Raw genomic sequence first — 15555 nt, forward strand, 5'->3', positions numbered from 1 at the left:
CTACTGCAACTAAAGCGATTGGTATTGATCTCGGTTTAAAAGACGTTGCCACCTGTTCTGATGGTACTGTAATTTCAAATCCTAAGTTCTATCGGAAATATGAACAGAAATTAGGTATTGCTCAACGCGCCAAGAATAAAAAACGTGTACGTGCATTACACGCTAAAATTGCTAATTGTCGTAAAGATCATTTGCATAAGGCAAGCACCATGCTTGTGAGAGAAAATGCACTGATTGTTATTGGCGATCTGAGCGCGGGTAAACTTGTAAAAACTAAAATGGCAAAATCTGTTTTAGATACAGGTTTTTCAGCATTCAAAACAATGCTCAAGTATAAATGCGAGAACGCAGGGGCAATGTTTGAAGAAGTAAGTGAGAGATTCACAACCTGAGAAACATTGTTTCGCAAGGTTCGTGCTGTGGTGAGATCACTTCTAGCAGTCCGAAAGGTAGAGCAGATTTGCGAATAAGAGTATGGGAGTGTGAATGCGGAAGTTCCAATAACAGGGACGAAAACGCAGCTAAGAACATACTTGCGCTTGGGCATAAGCGTCTAGTAGTAGGAATCACCTCCGTTTCAGGGAGGTGAGGATGTCAATGCTGTGTAAATGGGGTTACATAGTCTAAATAGCGTTAAGCTGAAAAGCGCGGCATGATAAATTTGTATAATAAGGATAATCTGGGTTAAACGATATGTTACGGTTATTAGCGGTTACAGCTTTAGGTCTGGGTATGATGATGTCGGGTTGTACCACTACCCAGCAGGTGATTGCAAAAGTGCAGTCTTCTTCGGATACACCTTTGGATCAGGTACTTAAAATGAGGCCTGATTTACGTAATGAACTGGCAACAGTCGAGATTCGTCAGTTTTTTAATAATGTGGAGTCACCCACCGTTGGGCAGGTGAAAGTGACTGAAACAGGTTTGTTGGATGATTCGGTCAAATCAGTTCAGACCATTTATCATTTCAAAAAAGAACAGAAAAGCTGGAAAATGCAGAATGCTGAAAAGTTATATCAGTGTGCACGTGGTTCAAATACCAGAAACTTCCAGAAAGCAGCCTGCCCATAATAGTGTTTGATCTTTAGTCAGAATTTGGTTAAAAGCGTATCTTAGTGATGCGCTTTTTGCTTTTGGGAAGAGGGGGGAGTTGATGGACTCAAATATATTAGCCGCTACAATTGGCGTGATTGGAGGATTTTTAGCTTCACTCTTATTATTCTATCTAAATAGGTTTTATACCAATTACGATAAAAGAAAATCAGAAAAAATCCTACGAGAAAAATTATTGTATCGTGAGAAAGATAGTGAATTAGAGGCAGATCAAAATTTTATTTTTTCTTTACCTGACTTGAAAAGAGGTGTATTTAAACTGTCATATCAATTGGGATAGCGAAATTGCTCTTAATATGATGAAAGGTAATGAAGACTTAATCTGGTTTTTAAGATTCTGTTGGCTGAGCTTAGTAAAATTTTTTCCTCAAGACCATTTTTCAACAGAAGGACATGTTAATTATATTGATAAATTTATCATGGATAGGGCTAACTATCATTACTCTAGATTAGACTGTAGTGACCCATTAAAAAGTGGAAGTATTTCAAAAATAAAGTTAGGATCTTCGATAGCAAAAGATATTGATCAACTAATTATAGACTTAGTAGAACAAATTCTTCATTTTGAAAATCCTAGAAAAGAAAAATGGTTTCAAGAGTGGAACTCAGTAGAGTCTATTTGATTTTTATAAATTATTAGAATATAGATGAATAATGTATCCTCCATTGATTTGTTTTGAGTAGGTCATTAAAAAAGAGAACGGACTTAAAAACAGGACTCTGCTAAAATTTCCTCTTTCTATTTTAGACAAAGTTTAGCCTGCTTAAACGAGCAGGGTGACAATAAAAACTCCCATGCAAAACATCCAAACCCAAAAACTGACCCGTGCCACACTCATGTTTCCACTGGCACTGGTCTTGTTTGAATTTTCCGTCTATATCTGTAATGACCTGATCCAACCAGCCATGCTATCGATTACCCGTGACTTTGGGGTAAGCAGTTCATGGGCGCCATCCTCCATGTCCTTTTTCCTGTTAGGTGGGGCATTTGTTGCAGCGATTTTGGGGCCATTGTCCGATCGTCTTGGACGTAAAACCGTACTCTTGGGTGGCGTGGCATTTTTCACAATTAGCTGTCTGGCCATTTTATTGACACCCAATATCGAAAGCTTTTTATTCCTGCGCTTTTTACAAGGCTTTGGACTGTCCTTTATTACCGCCGTAGGTTATGCCGCCATTCAGGAAAGCTTTGAAGAACGCGATGCCATTAAAGTCATGGCACTGATGGCCAATGTTTCTTTACTGGCGCCATTGCTCGGGCCGGTGCTGGGTGCCTTTATGATCGATCATATCTCCTGGCATTGGGGCTTTATCGGCATTGCATTTCTATCATTTTTAAGCTGGTTTGGTCTGAAAGCCAAAATGCCAAACCTGAAAGTCAGTGTTCCGAAGCAGCCGTTTAGCTATATTCTGGATGACTTTAAACAGGTTTTAAAAAATAAACGTTTTGTAATTATGACCGCAGCCTTGCCCTTGGTCAGCCTGCCGTTGATGTTATGGATTGCCTTATCGCCTGTAATTCTGGTCGAGCAGTTTGGATTCAGCAGCGTGCAATATGGTCTGGCGCAGTTTCCGGTTTTGGGCGGCTTGATTATCGGTAATCTGGTTTTGCTAAAAATCATCGACAAAATGCCGCTGGGGAAAACTGTACTCTTGGGTGTGCCATTGATGCTGTTTGGTACAGGCTTATTAATACTCGGTCTGTTTATTCCAGATTATTTTGTGCATTGCCTGATTATCGGCACCACCTGTATCAGCCTTGGTGAAGGCGTAAGTTTCTCGGTGCTGTACCGTTTTGCACTGATGTCTTCTGAAGTGTCCAAAGGTACGGTGGCTGCTACGGTTTCGATTATCCTGATGCTGAGCTTTTTCGTGGTGATTGAAGCAGTTCGAATGGCTTATGAAGCCTATGACATTTGGGCCTATTGCATCGCCTCTTTCATTTTGATTGCATTGTGGTTTACTTTGCCGCGTCTGAGCTTAAAGCAGATTATTTCTGAGCGGAAGGTGAGAGGGGAGTTTTAAAGCTCCTTCCTTTTATAAAGGAAGGCTATACCCTCTCTCTAACTCTCTCCCAGAGGGAGAGAGGATTTTAATATCTATTGAAGCTCAGCGACTGGCTGCTCTAGTTTCTTTAATTTCAGATCAAACAAAAATGGCCCAAATGGCAAAATTGAAGCGATCAGGCCCATCAAAAACATGCTGAGCGACCATTTTTGCTTTTCACAGACCGCAAATAACACCACTAAAAACAGCACAAATAGTACGCCATGTCCCATACCAACATATTTCACTAAGATCGGATTATCCATCATGTATTTGACTGGCATCGCGATAAATAAAAGTAGCAGAAATGAAATCCCTTCAAACAAACCGACCAGACGTAAAGTTTTGATGTTCATAAGACATACTGATTTAATTAAATTAACCCTGAGTGTACCCAATATAAATTGAAGATTAAATCTTAAAAATAAAAATATATTCAATATTTATAATGAGTTATAACCGAGTAAAGCAGTTGGTTATTTAGTTTCACGATACTATTATTGATGGCATAACTGCAAAAAAAACTTTAAGTTTTCCTACAATAAACTGATCTATTTCAAGAGCAAAAAAGTTATTTAGATGCCAACTCTAAAGAAAATTTCATGAAAAAAGACGAGCAGATAGCCCGTCTTTTTCTTTTTATATCTACACTAATCTGTTTAGATCACACCACATGCAATGCGGTCACCACCACCACCTAATGGTAAGGGGTTGTCAGAATAGTTGTCGCCGCCGGCATGAACCATAATGGCACGACCCTGAAGATCCGCCAGTTTCAAACGTGGTGCAAGCAGGGTGACACGGGCAGTACCGTCAGTATTGACTTTTAATGCAGGCAAATCACCGAGGTGACCGGTCACCGGCGTACCATGATTGGGTGACTGGTTCGGATTGTAATGACTACCGGCAGCCAGTGCTGCACCCATCTTGCCATCTTTCATGGCGGGTGCACATGAACCATTTTCGTGAATATGGAAACCTCGCTCACCGGCAGGGAGCTGTTTCAGGTTGGTACGTATCACCAGACCGGCTGGACTGTCACTGAGTAATACGGTGCCAATCTCTTGACCTATCCCCTCAGCGGTTACTGCATTTACAGTCACGGCTCTGACCAATTCATTCGATGGAGAAGTCGAGGCGCAACCTGTGAAAAGTGCAGCACTGAGCGCACAAAGTGTCGTAATTTTAAACAATGAAGACATGGTATTGGCATCCTGATCTTTATTCTGTTTTGTAAATCTATTGAAACAGAGCAAGATCAGAAGCTCTATATAGAATCAGTACTTAAATGTTTTGTTTTGTTTAAGTCGACTCAATTTGTGCTTTAAGGTGCTTTGGGCGGTGTGTCTTCGGTCTGTGGATCGAGGTCATGTGCCATGGTGGCTTTAGGCATCATTAAGGGTTCATTCAAATTACTTTCATGTAACCATTCACGCCAAATTGCCAGCAAGACTGCAAGAATCACTGGACCAATGAAGACGCCGACCAGACCAAAACTGGCAATACCGCCCAGAACACCAAACATAATCAACAGGAATGGAATTTGTGTTGCGCCAGAAATCACCAGTGGACGAATTACGTTGTCGGCAGTGCTGACAACACAGACACCCCAAGCCATCACCCCAATCGCCTCAATCGTCTGTCCCTGTGAAAAGAGCCACAGTGATACTGCGCTATAAGCCACCGGTGGGCCAAAAGGAATCAGAGCGAAAATAAAGGTCACAATGGTCAAGACCATCGGATTTGGCACACCCGCGACAAAATAACTCAGACCTGCCAATAAAGACTGGGCAATTGCAGTCAAACCAACGCCATAGACCACCGCACGTGTAGTGGCAGAAATGGTAGAAAAATAATGATGTACACGTGGCCCGACCACCATCTCAAAAGCTTTACGCACCTGATTTAAAATGGTCTGACCATCACGGTAGAAAAAGAACAGCGAAAGTATCGCAAAACACAATTTAAAGATATTTTTACTGACTTCATTCAATACCACTTTGCCGTAATTCAGATGACCTTGAATCCAGCTCGAGATCGATAGCGCGATACTGTTTGGATCGGTATTGATTTCATTTAAAGTTCGGCTAATTTCCTTGCCGACAATCGGAAGGTCACGAATAAAATCCGGTACATCCAGATGACCGGAAAAGACCTGTCGCTGCAATTCAAAATACAGATTACGACCTTCATGCTGCAACATAAAAATGGCGAAGATAAATGGCAGACCAAACACCAGAATCACGGCCAGAATCATCACGGTTGCACTCAGCGTTGGCCGATTGCCGCACATGCGTAACACCGACTGATACAAGGGCCAAGTCATATAGGCGATAATCGCTGCCCAAACTACAGGGATGATGAAATATTTGAGTATATGAAAACTCAAAAAAATCAGGATAAAGAACAATCCAAATAATAAGACTTTTTGTAATGTAGGCGCGTACTGTTGCACTGAATTTAATGGCTCATTTTTTAGGTCGTGTTCAGGCATATTAACTGAAAAAAAAGCGATCGAAAATGACGGCTTGGTAAGTAGCGTGATTATTTTCCCAAAGCAGTGTTAGGATTCAGCGGACTGGCTTAAAACCACTGACTGGGATCATCGATAATGGCATTCAGCACCGGTTGCCATTGATCCTGTAATTCCCGATAGATTTTTTGAGGTTTATCAAAGACTGACAGACCTTCCATAGCCAGACGGCTATAAGGTGCACGTTCTGAAATCCAGGCCACCGGCTGCTGGTCGATCTTGTCAAAAAACTGCTGTATGTCCTGATTACTGGCTGCATTCGGTTTGGTACGGTTGGCCAACAGTAAAATTTCAACCTTGCCTTTACGAATCCGCTTAATGTCCTGCAAATGCTTGAGAAAACGGCGGGTCGAATCAATATCAAAAAATGAAGGCTGAATCGGAATAATAATCGCATGCGCTTCACTGATCAGCTGCTCGGCATGATCTTCAGTCAACGCTCCCGGTGCATCAATGATCAGATACTCAATCTGCTTCGGTGCATCACCAATGGATTTGTGATTGCGCCAGTCCAGACTTTGAATCGGCATGGCCTGTTCCGGACGTTGCTTGAGCCATTGCAATGCCGATTTCTGGTTATCGGCATCGGCCAGCGCCACCTTATAACCTTTTTGTGCGAGTGCTGACGCTAAACTAATAGCTGTCATGGTTTTGCCACAACCGCCTTTCTGATTCGCAACTAAAATTGTTTTCATGACTCAAGGTGATTTTATTCTGTTCCTGCCTAGCATATCATTCTTTTCAAGCGTACCAATGGCTGATGTTTTCAACTTCAGTCGAATATTGTGCTGAAAAAATAAAGTAAATTAGGAAGATTGAATGTCCATATGGATGGCCATGCTGATTGGCACATGTATCGGGGTGGTGCTGACCACCATTATTTTAAGTCAGACACGCAATGGACGCATCAAGGCTGAATATGAGCAGTATATTGCCGAGCTGGAACTAGAACATCAGCAGGCATTGATCGCCGCGCAAAAACGCAGTGTCAATACCAGCAGGGCAGTCCTGAAAGGCAAAATGGCGGAACAGCTCGCACCGATCATGCCGGAATTTCAATATCTGCCCAGTGATGCCAAGTTTCTGGGCGATCCTGTCGATTATGTGGTCTTTGATGGCTATACCGATTTCAGAGACGGCGAAGGCGAAGCAGAGGATATTGAAGTGGTATTGATTGATATCAAAAGTGGTGGAGCGCGGCTGACCAAAGGCCAGCAAGCGATTGCCCGTGCAGTTCAGGAAGGGCGGGTGCGTTTTGAAACCATCCGGATTGATTTCGATGATTGAGCACAACCAAGGAAAAGAATAAAAAATTATGCAGAAATTACTGATCACTGCGCTGCTGTTTATGCTTGGACTGTGGGTCTGGAATGAGTTTTTTCGTGCGATCCCACATCTGGAAGAACGAGGTGTCTTGAAAAACTTTTCGGTAGAGCCGATTCAGCCCATTTCAGCTACATTTACTGTGCATGATAAACGTTTCGTTAAACCGAATCGTCGTGTCTTGCATCAGGCCAGCCCTATGGTTGGACATTTTAATGATCTGGCCTATGTCAGTAATATCGATGTGCTGTTGCTCAGTCAGTCACTGCCAGTCATGCAGGCAACATTAGCATTTGATAAAGCAAAACGCTGTTATCAAATCGAGGAACAAATCAGCCAGGCTGAAGCTGAATTTCTCAACACGCATGTCCAACATTTTAGTCTGATCGCTGCCAACGAGAAAATTGCCAATCAGATTCGCAGGCTAAAATCAGGACAGAAGATTACACTCAGCGGTGATCTGGTCACAGTACATTCAGGAAGCACGGGACAGGAATTTCAGGTGGGTACAGGCTCGGAATATCATGCCCATTGTCAGTTGCTGCGTGTGACTCAGTTGCAGCAACATTAACGGCAAAACGAAAATAAATTAGCCTTGCGGTTTACGCAGTCGAGCCAGCAGCATACGCTGGCCAATCTTCGGAATCCCTGCGGCATTGATACAATTCAATTCTTCAATTTCAAAACCAGTTTCCAGTAAGGCAGTTTCAATATCCCGGTTTAAATGACAGCCATCTGCGACTTTCTTCTGAATCGGGGTGAGTAAATGCTGCAGGCGCTGGATATTTAAATTTTGTCGATTCAGCACATGTTCGACCACATGCAAGTGACCGCCCGGTTGTAGCACACGATAAATCTCACGCAGACTTTGGCCGAGGTCAGCAATACTACACAGCGTCCAGGTCGAGATCACATGTTCTAGACTATGTTCTGCAAAAGGCAATGCTTCTGCGCTGGCCTGAATATGTTCAACCTGAAAAGCAGCCTGCTGGATGCGCGGTTCTGCCAGCTTGAAAATGGCCGGATTGGGTTCTACGGCATAGACCAGATCTACTTCTTGATAGAAAGGCAGATTCAGCCCTGTACCAAAACCAATTTCCAGTACTTCACCAGAAATGTTCAAAAGCAATTCACGGCGTAAATCCATCAAGGACGGCGTTTGCATCACCTGATTTAAAAGGTGCGGAAAGATGTGTTGTTGATAAAGTTGATACAGCATTTGGGTTATTTTAATTTAATCTGAATGTATTTTAGCTTAACTGAAAAATACAATATTCGGGAATGCCCAAGCTGACTAAATACACCCAGTTTGTTACCAAGTTCAACTGTTTATTCATTAAAAAATACGTAAGATCAAGGAAGATATCCTTAAAACGTTTGATCAACTCGATTAGGATTAGATTAAAAATGATGTTCAAACACTTTAAACATTATGCTTTGTTGGCCGGTTTGTTGCTGCCTATTTCCAGCTATAGCTCGGTCGATCACAATATTGCCAAAGGTTTGCCACCTGTGGTCAAAGGACAGTCGATTTCCGTCTTGCAGCCTTTTAAAGGTGATTTCCGTATTTTGGGTTCCAAAGTCTATAGCGCTGATCCGCAGGCCAAATTCTCTCCGATTGATTATGCGGTGAGTTGGGGTCTGTTTGCTGAACCTGAAATTGCCCGACATATTAGTGTCAATCAATATGACCGTTATCTGAACTGGAAAATGGATCGGGTGCCCGTGCCGGTAGAACAAGCCAAGCAGATGGTGTCCAATATGCATATCATTCCGGCCAATCCTGAAATTGCCAAGGCCATTAAAAAGGTAAAACGTGGTGATCTGGTGCGTATGCAGGGTGAGCTGGTTGAAGTGCGTGATAAAGATCTGGTCTGGACTTCTTCATTGACCCCGACGGATACCGGTGATGGCGCCTGTGAGGTATTCCGTGTCAGTTCAATTCAGTGGATTGAACAGGTTGGGAAAAGCTAAATTAAAATTTGCTATTTAGATGCCTATAAAAAACCGCTCTTATGAGCGGTTTTTTATACTGATAAACTGCTTATTTAGCAGTTAAAGCCTGACCTTCAAATGCAATGCCATCCCAGCCATTTTGCATAAACTGGCGGATATTCTGATGATCGCTGGCTTGAGGCGTCGCTTGTACAGCTGCATAGTGCTCGGCAAACAGGCTTAAGGTTTGGGCCTGATCCAGCCCATTGAGTCGTGCAAAGGCAAAAACTTTGGCGCTGCCTTGGTTTTCAGTGGTTGCATTGCTCTGCTGGCCATTTTTAAATGCAGTCGGGGTATGGGTATAACGCGTTTCGATATAGGCAATCACATCTGCAAATTTTGCCTCACCTGCGGCCAATTGTGCCAATAAATCTTGTGCCATGCTGTTTTCCCTTTGCAATCAATAAAAATTTCGATGCGATGAATATAGCAATTTTCTTGCGAAGTTCCATGGTATTTAATAGGTTTTCAGTTCAAGATAATCATGAAAATGATTCATAATTAATTTGAAATTTCGGATCAAATCAACTGGATCAATAAATAGAATAGGAACGTATATGGGCTGGCTTTGGGTGGCAATCGGTGGGGCAGTGGGTGCCAGTTTACGGTATGCAGCAGGGCTCTGGTTGCTAAAACCACAGATGCAATTTCCTTGGCCGACTTGGTGGGTCAATATTCTGGGCTGCTTATGTGCAGGGATCTTTTTTGCCTGTAGCCAAAAATATCCAATGCTGCAACAGGAAGCACGTCTGTTTTTAATGGTGGGGATACTGGGCGGATTTACCACATTTTCCAGTTTTGGTCTGGAAAGCTTTCAGCTTTTGAAACATGGCGCTGTAGGTTTAGCTCTATTGTATGCGCTGTCGAGTGTAATTGTTGGAATTATCGTTCTGGCGCTGGGTTTTTACTTGACTTCACTGGCTTTGGCTCAAAGCTGAAACAGACATAAAAAGTCAGGAAACTGGAGGTTATTTCCTGACATAAACCACGATTTGAAGATCAAGATAATCGACGGTTTTTAGTTTTAACCACGTTTAAAGCGGCCAAAACGTTTATTAAAGCTTGCCACGCGACCTTCATTGCTGGTTTGACGCTGCTCGCCAGTATAGAAGGGATGAGAAGCACTTGAAATATCAAGCGTGACATAAGGATATGTTTTCCCCTCATATTCTTTAGTCTGGCTAGAGCTCATTGTGCTGCCAATCACAAAATAAGTATCGGCATTGGTGTCATGAAATAACACTTCACGATACGCTGGATGAATATCTGGACGCATATATAATTCCCTTATGATTCTTAATGAAATGTTATAATATAACATTTGGTATTTCAAGTTATCTAGAGTTACAGCGTGTAAGCCTTTGGGGTCAAAATTAACCTCGACTCGGCACCAGTTCTTCAAATACATCACTCAGATCATCATGAACTTTTAAATGAATCAGGTTCCAGTATTGTCCTGAAATCGTCCGGTTCACCATGAGCGTATCTGGAGATGGCTTAAACACATCCCAATATCTTAGAGAAGGTTTGAGCAACTCCATGCCATCATGATGGGCCGAGTTTTCAGCAAAATCATAATGGGTGACCAGTGGACGCATCAGAACTTCCAGCCATTGTTCATACAGTTCAGTCGGGAATTTTCCGGTTTCAGTCAAGGAATGCAGCGCATCTAACTGTTGCTCAATCACGGGAATATTCTTCTCGCGTGCGGCATGAATAAGTTCCCGGAAATGCCCAATCACTTCAGTCGAAAGAGTCTTAACGCCACCATAATCATAAACAATCACAGAGCCATCTTCACGAAAGGCAAAGTTGCCCGGATGCGGGTCACAGTGAAAGCGTTTCAGATAAAAAATTTCCTGACCAATCGCACGCAGCAGACGGCGCCCTAAGGCATTGCGGGTTTCCTGTGGCCAGGTGCTGGCGATTTCAATACTTTCTCCCATTTCCTGACTCAAGGTTAGAATATGCCGTGAAGAATATTCATGAAAAACCTGTGGAATCACAATTTTATGATCCAGGGATTCATGGAAGGCGCGGGCAACTTCTAGGTTCTGAGCTTCAATTTCATAGTTGAGCTCATTGTCCAGACTATGCTGGATTTCTTTAAATAACTGATCCTGAAGTTTACGGTCAATCTTTAAAACGCCCATCATGCGTAGCGCCAGACGTACCTGTTTCAGGTCACTTTCACAGGCTTCATCGACCCCCGGATACTGTACCTTGACCACCACTTGCTGGCCATTGGGTAAAGTGGCTTTATGTACCTGACCAATCGATGCTGCGGCAAAAGGCTGTTCATCAAACTGTTGAAATAATTGCTGTAAAGGTTTACCGAGTTCCTTTTCAATTTGCGCCTGAATGTCCTTAAATGGCATGGGCGGTGCCTGACGTTGCAATTTGGCAATGGCTTTGGCAACTTCGGGTGGAAAAATATCTTTATATTGCGAGGCGATCTGACCAACTTTCATGACCGCGCCTTTCATTTCTCCCAAGGTATCCGCGATTTGTATACCAATATCCTGAAATAATTTGCTGCGCGCAGTATTTTTCTGCTCTTCGTCGGCAGTTAAATTTTTAATTGAATTGGATAGGGTTTTACCTGCAATACTTGCGGTCATTCCGGCAAGTTTCATAAAGCGACGACCGGGTGTGCTAGCCGTTTTTGCCATGCGAGATTCCTTGAAACCAACAATTATTTGATGTATTTGATCATAGGTGACAAAGATTCAATTGCCTAGATTTAATTGTAGAGGTTGTGTTGTGATTTTCTTTAACTTCTCCATCTTTGGTGCATGATCTTTGATTTATCAGAAGATTTTTCTTCATCTCCTGTACTTAAACCCAAACAAGATTCCTGAATACATCATTGTTTTAGGTCAGGCTGCATAATCATACTAAAGGTTGTTTTAGTCCCAAAAGTATAAATAAAACAACTCGCAGTAATGAAGAAAATTCAATGAAAGTCTATCGATATTTTACTGCTCAAGATGATGTGTATTTTTGTGTGCGTATCACTTAAACTTTAAATACAGGACCTAAGTTAGATGATTCACCCACCATGCGCTTTAATGGCACGGAGGTGGTTGTAGAGCCGCTGCTGATCAAAGATGTGATAGACGAATCAGAGATTTCCAAAGCATTAAAAAATGCGCTGGATCCTGAATCGCAGCGCATTTTCCAGCTTGAATTAATCGGCTGAACGCATTGAGTGGTCGAGACTTAAACGTTTATTGTTGCCATATAAACGAGCTAATAAAAGTACACAGGCCACACTCAGACCCACAATCAGGCCAACCCAGACACCGGCTGCGCCCATGTCAGTAAAGCGGGACAGATACACCCCGACCGGGAAGGCAATCACCCAGTAAGCCAGCATGGTGATCCACATAGGGCCTTTGGTGTCCTGCATCCCACGCAGACAACCTGCTGCACTGATCTGCCAGCCATCCATTAGTTGATAAGCAATCGCAAACAGAATCAGATAGACCGCGATTTGGGTCACGATCATATCCGAGGTGTAGAGCGCCACGATTTCATTACGGAACACCCAAAGCAAAATCATGGTCAGGATTGCCAGAATAGTGGCAGTGATCAGGCCGAGATATTGCACTTTACGCATTGCCTGCCAGTTCTGTTCGCCATAATAGGTGCCGACCCGAATGGTCAGGGCAATCGCCAGTGACATTGGAATCATAAACAGCTGTGAGGTCACTGAAATGGCAATCTGATGCGCAGCAACAATGGTTTCTCCCAAAGGGCTGAGCACGATCGCCGCAGTACTAAAAATACTGACCTCAAAGAAAATCGCCAGTCCGATCGGCAGACCAAGCTGCAAGATGCGTTTCATCCATTCCGGGTTGATTTTTTCCCAATGAGTAAACGGCTGGGTGCGTTGATAGGCTTTATTCTTAAAAATATACAGTGCCAGAGTAATGACCATTAACCACTGTAAAATTGCCGTAGCAAAACCACAGCCGGCACTACCCAAGGCTGGAACAGGGCCAATTCCATACATAAATACATAGTTCAGTGGAACCAGCAACACCAGTGCCAATAGGCTGATGACGGTCACCGGACGTGGATGACCAATCGCTTCTGAATAGCCACGTAAAGCGGCATACATAGTCACTGCCGGCATACCAAAACCAATTGCATGCAGGAATAAACCGGCTTTGGGCTGCAAGCTTTCCGGTACACCTAAGATTGGTAAAGTCGCTGGCAACAGCTGCAAAATCAGGCCAGCAATAATCCCCAGAATCAGGGCCACCCAAAGTGACTGACGGGCAATGGTGGCAATTTTTTCAGGGGTACGTGCGCCATTCGCTTCAGCCACCAAGGGTGTCGTGGCAATCATGATGCCGCTAAACAGCAGCATCACCGGAATCCATAGACCCACCCCGACTGCAATTGCTGCAAGATCGGTCGCAGACAGATGACCTGCCATAATGGTATCAATCAGGCCCAAACCTGCTTGGGAAAATTGGGTTACCAGAATAGGTAACATCAGATGAAACAGTTTTTTTAATTCAAAACCAAAGGTCGTAACCGGTGTAACATTCGACACAAAAATTACTCATCGTGATCATGTGCTTAAATAGAGGGGTTTAGCGTTGTAAAGTGAGAAGCACACCAATAAAAATTACTCCGCCGCCTAAAAGACGTTGCCAGTTAATCGGCATTTTTTCGTTGCCCAATAAACCCAGATGATCGACCAGCATCGACATGGCCATCTGACCAAAAATAATCAGGCCGCTAAGCACCAGAAAGCCAAGTTTGGGGGCTGCATAAATGCTCATGCTAATCGCGTAGACACCCACGATGCCCCCAAGCCATAAATACCAGGGAACATTCATTAATTCCTGTAAACCGGGTTTGGGATTGGACTGAAAAAGTACAATCACAGCGAGCACTATTGTACCAATCAAAAAGGAAAAAAATGCAGCTTGCATAGGAGAATATAAATATTCTTTCAGTTGCGTGTTAATTGCGGTTTGAAGCGTCAGCAAAACACCAATTGTAAAGACTAAAGGAAGTAAAATAATCAGTTGAGAAGATATTTTCATAATTTTAACTGTCTAATTCTATTTGAGTTTTTAGATATAACCCGGTGATCATTTTAATTTTAGCAGTGTTGCTGCCGAGTCATGTTAAAATTCAGCTATATCTTGTAGTCGTTTTTGAGTAGTTCTTTGGCTGAATTGAATCCTGCTGTTATCCCATTGTCTTTATATATTCATATGCCATGGTGCGTGCGCAAATGTCCGTATTGTGACTTTAATTCGCATGCTGTTCCTGATGGTGAATTATCACTGGAACTAGAACAGGAATATTTACATGCCTTGGTTGAGGATTTTAAAACGCAGGTCGATTTTGCCCAAGGCCGTCAGATTAATAGTGTGTTTATTGGTGGCGGTACGCCGTCGCTGATTTCTGCTCAAGGTTATCAGTGGCTATTTGATCAGTTGCAAGCCATTATTCCCTTTGCAGAAGGCTGTGAAATTACGCTGGAAGCTAATCCTGGTACGGTAGAGCATGACCCATTTGCAGGTTATTTGCAGGCTGGCATTAACCGTTTGTCGATTGGGGTGCAGAGTTTTAATACTGACCATCTTAAACGTTTGGGTCGGATTCACAGCAATGAAGATGCGATTTCTGCGATTGGATTGGCGCGTGAAGCAGGCTTTCAACGAATTAATGTCGATTTAATGCATGGCTTGCCTGAGCAGACTTTAGATCAGGCCTTGCATGATTTAAAACTTGCGGTAGAAAATGGCGCGACACATATTTCCTGGTATCAGCTGACGATTGAACCGAATACGGTATTTTTCCGTACCCAACCTATTCTACCGGTAGATGATGTACTTGAAGATATTCAGGAGCAGGGTGAAATTTACCTCAAAGCTCAAGGCTTTATCAATTATGAAGTTTCTGCCTGGCGTAAAGAATTACCTTCAGCGCATAACCTGAATTATTGGCAATTCGGCGATTATCTGGCGATTGGTGCGGGTGCACATGGCAAAGTGACTCAACCTGATGGCGTATATCGTTTCCAGAAAACCCGCTTACCTAAGGATTACTTAGCCAAAGTACCTGCTGAACATTTGCAGTTTAAGCGTATTGAAGCTGAAGAGATGCCATTTGAGTTTATGATGAATGCGCTACGCTTAAATCAGGGCGTAGAGGCTAAATTTTATATCGAGCGTACTGGTCAAAGTTTGGATACTTTACAAGATTTATTAAGCTCTTTACGTAAAAGAAAATTAATGATCGATGACCAAAACCGGCTTGCATGTACCGAGCAGGGGCATATCTTCTTAAATTCGGTACTGGAAGAATTTCTTTAACTGATTTTTATTTTCTGAACATTTTTCAAAGACCTTCATAAATCTATATGAGGGTTTTTTATTGTGCAGATTTTACCAGATCAGGAATTTTTAGCTTGGCATAGAGCACACCGGTTTTTAGATCAAACAAATAAGCTTTAAAAGCTAGAGCTGAATAAGAGAAATTACAAGCACAAAAAAAGCACTCTAAAAGTGCTT

20 protein-coding genes and 1 pseudogene are annotated in these 15555 nt (G+C 42.8%); 11 read left to right on the plus strand and 10 right to left on the minus strand.

Annotated elements, in window-relative coordinates; all coding sequences use genetic code 11:
• The 5 genes and pseudogenes from FTV29_RS10925 to FTV29_RS10940 all read left to right on the plus strand — a co-directional run.
• Positions 1-589 (plus strand): annotated as a pseudogene (locus tag FTV29_RS10925) (RNA-guided endonuclease InsQ/TnpB family protein); the annotation flags it as partial.
• A gap of 104 nt (positions 590-693) precedes the next feature.
• Complete coding sequence (locus FTV29_RS10930; protein ID WP_005094245.1) at positions 694-1071, plus strand: hypothetical protein; 378 nt, start codon at positions 694-696, stop codon at positions 1069-1071.
• Positions 1072-1153: 82 nt separating this feature from the next.
• The gene (locus FTV29_RS15155; protein WP_005094237.1) at positions 1154-1393 is read left to right on the plus strand and encodes a hypothetical protein; all 240 of its coding nucleotides are present in this window, start codon (positions 1154-1156) and stop codon (positions 1391-1393) included.
• Between the two features lie 16 nt (positions 1394-1409).
• Positions 1410-1736, plus strand: coding sequence for a hypothetical protein (locus FTV29_RS15160; RefSeq protein ID WP_252721262.1), 327 nt, complete (start codon positions 1410-1412; stop codon positions 1734-1736).
• Positions 1737-1908: 172 nt separating this feature from the next.
• The gene (locus FTV29_RS10940) at positions 1909-3138 is read left to right on the plus strand and encodes an MFS transporter (RefSeq protein WP_005168783.1); all 1230 of its coding nucleotides are present in this window, start codon (positions 1909-1911) and stop codon (positions 3136-3138) included.
• A 74-nt stretch (positions 3139-3212) separates the two neighbouring features.
• Here FTV29_RS10940 and FTV29_RS10945 read toward each other — a convergent pair whose 3' ends face one another.
• From FTV29_RS10945 to FTV29_RS10960, 4 genes are all read right to left on the minus strand, one after another.
• The gene (locus FTV29_RS10945) at positions 3213-3515 is read right to left on the minus strand and encodes a DUF3817 domain-containing protein (protein ID WP_005094233.1); all 303 of its coding nucleotides are present in this window, start codon (positions 3513-3515) and stop codon (positions 3213-3215) included.
• Between the two features lie 303 nt (positions 3516-3818).
• Positions 3819-4361 carry a superoxide dismutase family protein gene (sodC, locus tag FTV29_RS10950; RefSeq protein ID WP_005168781.1) on the minus strand — a complete coding sequence of 181 codons (543 nt, stop codon included), beginning with the start codon at positions 4359-4361 and terminating at the stop codon, positions 3819-3821.
• A gap of 122 nt (positions 4362-4483) precedes the next feature.
• Positions 4484-5614 carry an AI-2E family transporter gene (locus FTV29_RS10955; protein ID WP_373683609.1) on the minus strand — a complete coding sequence of 377 codons (1131 nt, stop codon included), beginning with the start codon at positions 5612-5614 and terminating at the stop codon, positions 4484-4486.
• Between the two features lie 128 nt (positions 5615-5742).
• Positions 5743-6387, minus strand: a complete 645-nt coding sequence (locus tag FTV29_RS10960) for a ParA family protein (protein ID WP_005094230.1) — start codon at positions 6385-6387, stop codon at positions 5743-5745.
• A gap of 124 nt (positions 6388-6511) precedes the next feature.
• Between FTV29_RS10960 and FTV29_RS10965 the strand changes: the two genes are divergently transcribed.
• Both FTV29_RS10965 and FTV29_RS10970 read left to right on the plus strand, forming a co-directional pair.
• Positions 6512-6979 (plus strand): Holliday junction resolvase-like protein, encoded by a 468-nt coding sequence (locus FTV29_RS10965; protein WP_005094229.1) that lies wholly within the window; start codon positions 6512-6514, stop codon positions 6977-6979.
• A 28-nt stretch (positions 6980-7007) separates the two neighbouring features.
• Positions 7008-7586, plus strand: coding sequence for a hypothetical protein (locus FTV29_RS10970; protein WP_180075510.1), 579 nt, complete (start codon positions 7008-7010; stop codon positions 7584-7586).
• Positions 7587-7604: 18 nt separating this feature from the next.
• Here FTV29_RS10970 and FTV29_RS10975 read toward each other — a convergent pair whose 3' ends face one another.
• Positions 7605-8234: a class I SAM-dependent methyltransferase gene (locus FTV29_RS10975; RefSeq protein ID WP_180075511.1), complete on the minus strand. Its 630-nt coding sequence runs from the start codon at positions 8232-8234 to the stop codon at positions 7605-7607.
• A 191-nt stretch (positions 8235-8425) separates the two neighbouring features.
• Between FTV29_RS10975 and FTV29_RS10980 the strand changes: the two genes are divergently transcribed.
• Positions 8426-8989, plus strand: coding sequence for a hypothetical protein (locus FTV29_RS10980; RefSeq protein WP_034608360.1), 564 nt, complete (start codon positions 8426-8428; stop codon positions 8987-8989).
• Positions 8990-9059: 70 nt separating this feature from the next.
• On the opposite strand, the gene FTV29_RS10985 is transcribed toward FTV29_RS10980, so the two are convergent.
• Positions 9060-9392, minus strand: a complete 333-nt coding sequence (locus FTV29_RS10985; RefSeq protein ID WP_180075512.1) for a HopJ type III effector protein — start codon at positions 9390-9392, stop codon at positions 9060-9062.
• 175 nt (positions 9393-9567) lie between these two features.
• Here FTV29_RS10985 and crcB point away from each other — a divergent pair, with 175 nt between their 5' ends.
• On the plus strand, positions 9568-9948 hold the full coding sequence (gene crcB, locus FTV29_RS10990; RefSeq protein WP_004281556.1) for a fluoride efflux transporter CrcB: 381 nt from the start codon (positions 9568-9570) through the stop codon (positions 9946-9948).
• A gap of 86 nt (positions 9949-10034) precedes the next feature.
• Here the strand turns inward: crcB and FTV29_RS10995 are convergent, their stop codons facing one another.
• Both FTV29_RS10995 and FTV29_RS11000 read right to left on the minus strand, forming a co-directional pair.
• Entirely contained in the window at positions 10035-10286 is a 252-nt protein-coding gene (locus FTV29_RS10995) for a type B 50S ribosomal protein L31 (RefSeq protein WP_180075513.1), read from the minus strand.
• A gap of 97 nt (positions 10287-10383) precedes the next feature.
• Positions 10384-11682 carry an AarF/ABC1/UbiB kinase family protein gene (locus tag FTV29_RS11000; RefSeq protein ID WP_180075514.1) on the minus strand — a complete coding sequence of 433 codons (1299 nt, stop codon included), beginning with the start codon at positions 11680-11682 and terminating at the stop codon, positions 10384-10386.
• Between the two features lie 389 nt (positions 11683-12071).
• Between FTV29_RS11000 and FTV29_RS15305 the strand changes: the two genes are divergently transcribed.
• Positions 12072-12212 carry a hypothetical protein gene (locus FTV29_RS15305; RefSeq protein ID WP_005094217.1) on the plus strand — a complete coding sequence of 47 codons (141 nt, stop codon included), beginning with the start codon at positions 12072-12074 and terminating at the stop codon, positions 12210-12212.
• On the opposite strand, the gene FTV29_RS11010 is transcribed toward FTV29_RS15305, so the two are convergent.
• On the minus strand, positions 12201-13577 hold the full coding sequence (locus FTV29_RS11010) for an MATE family efflux transporter (RefSeq protein ID WP_005094210.1): 1377 nt from the start codon (positions 13575-13577) through the stop codon (positions 12201-12203). The two genes, FTV29_RS15305 and FTV29_RS11010, sit on opposite strands and share 12 nt — an antisense overlap.
• 40 nt (positions 13578-13617) lie before the next feature.
• A complete protein-coding gene (locus FTV29_RS11015) occupies positions 13618-14076 on the minus strand; it encodes a DMT family transporter (protein WP_005168764.1) in 459 nt (152 codons plus the stop codon).
• A gap of 126 nt (positions 14077-14202) precedes the next feature.
• On the opposite strand from FTV29_RS11015, the gene hemW reads away from it, so the two are divergent.
• Positions 14203-15357, plus strand: a complete 1155-nt coding sequence (hemW, locus tag FTV29_RS11020) for a radical SAM family heme chaperone HemW (protein ID WP_180075515.1) — start codon at positions 14203-14205, stop codon at positions 15355-15357.
• The last annotated feature ends 198 nt before the right edge of the window (positions 15358-15555 follow it).

This window comes from Acinetobacter sp. YH12254 (assembly GCF_013417415.1).
In the GTDB taxonomy this organism is placed as follows: domain Bacteria; phylum Pseudomonadota; class Gammaproteobacteria; order Pseudomonadales; family Moraxellaceae; genus Acinetobacter; species Acinetobacter pseudolwoffii.

Bases quoted from the DNA above. Each gene is read 5' to 3' on its own strand.
- FTV29_RS10930 (WP_005094245.1), top strand. From the start codon at position 694: ATGTTACGGTTATTAGCGGTTACAGCTTTAGGTCTGGGTATGATGATG.
- FTV29_RS15155 (WP_005094237.1), top strand. From the start codon at position 1,154: ATGGACTCAAATATATTAGCCGCTACAATTGGCGTGATTGGAGGATTT.
- FTV29_RS15160 (WP_252721262.1), top strand. From the start codon at position 1,410: ATGATGAAAGGTAATGAAGACTTAATCTGGTTTTTAAGATTCTGTTGG.
- FTV29_RS10940 (WP_005168783.1), top strand. From the start codon at position 1,909: ATGCAAAACATCCAAACCCAAAAACTGACCCGTGCCACACTCATGTTT.
- FTV29_RS10945 (WP_005094233.1), bottom strand. From the start codon at position 3,515: ATGAACATCAAAACTTTACGTCTGGTCGGTTTGTTTGAAGGGATTTCA.
- sodC (WP_005168781.1), bottom strand. From the start codon at position 4,361: ATGTCTTCATTGTTTAAAATTACGACACTTTGTGCGCTCAGTGCTGCA.
- FTV29_RS10960 (WP_005094230.1), bottom strand. From the start codon at position 6,387: ATGAAAACAATTTTAGTTGCGAATCAGAAAGGCGGTTGTGGCAAAACC.
- FTV29_RS10965 (WP_005094229.1), top strand. From the start codon at position 6,512: ATGTCCATATGGATGGCCATGCTGATTGGCACATGTATCGGGGTGGTG.
- FTV29_RS10970 (WP_180075510.1), top strand. From the start codon at position 7,008: ATGCAGAAATTACTGATCACTGCGCTGCTGTTTATGCTTGGACTGTGG.
- FTV29_RS10975 (WP_180075511.1), bottom strand. From the start codon at position 8,234: ATGCTGTATCAACTTTATCAACAACACATCTTTCCGCACCTTTTAAAT.
- FTV29_RS10980 (WP_034608360.1), top strand. From the start codon at position 8,426: ATGTTCAAACACTTTAAACATTATGCTTTGTTGGCCGGTTTGTTGCTG.
- FTV29_RS10985 (WP_180075512.1), bottom strand. From the start codon at position 9,392: ATGGCACAAGATTTATTGGCACAATTGGCCGCAGGTGAGGCAAAATTT.
- crcB (WP_004281556.1), top strand. From the start codon at position 9,568: ATGGGCTGGCTTTGGGTGGCAATCGGTGGGGCAGTGGGTGCCAGTTTA.
- FTV29_RS10995 (WP_180075513.1), bottom strand. From the start codon at position 10,286: ATGCGTCCAGATATTCATCCAGCGTATCGTGAAGTGTTATTTCATGAC.
- FTV29_RS11000 (WP_180075514.1), bottom strand. From the start codon at position 11,682: ATGGCAAAAACGGCTAGCACACCCGGTCGTCGCTTTATGAAACTTGCC.
- FTV29_RS15305 (WP_005094217.1), top strand. From the start codon at position 12,072: ATGCGCTTTAATGGCACGGAGGTGGTTGTAGAGCCGCTGCTGATCAAA.
- FTV29_RS11015 (WP_005168764.1), bottom strand. From the start codon at position 14,076: ATGAAAATATCTTCTCAACTGATTATTTTACTTCCTTTAGTCTTTACA.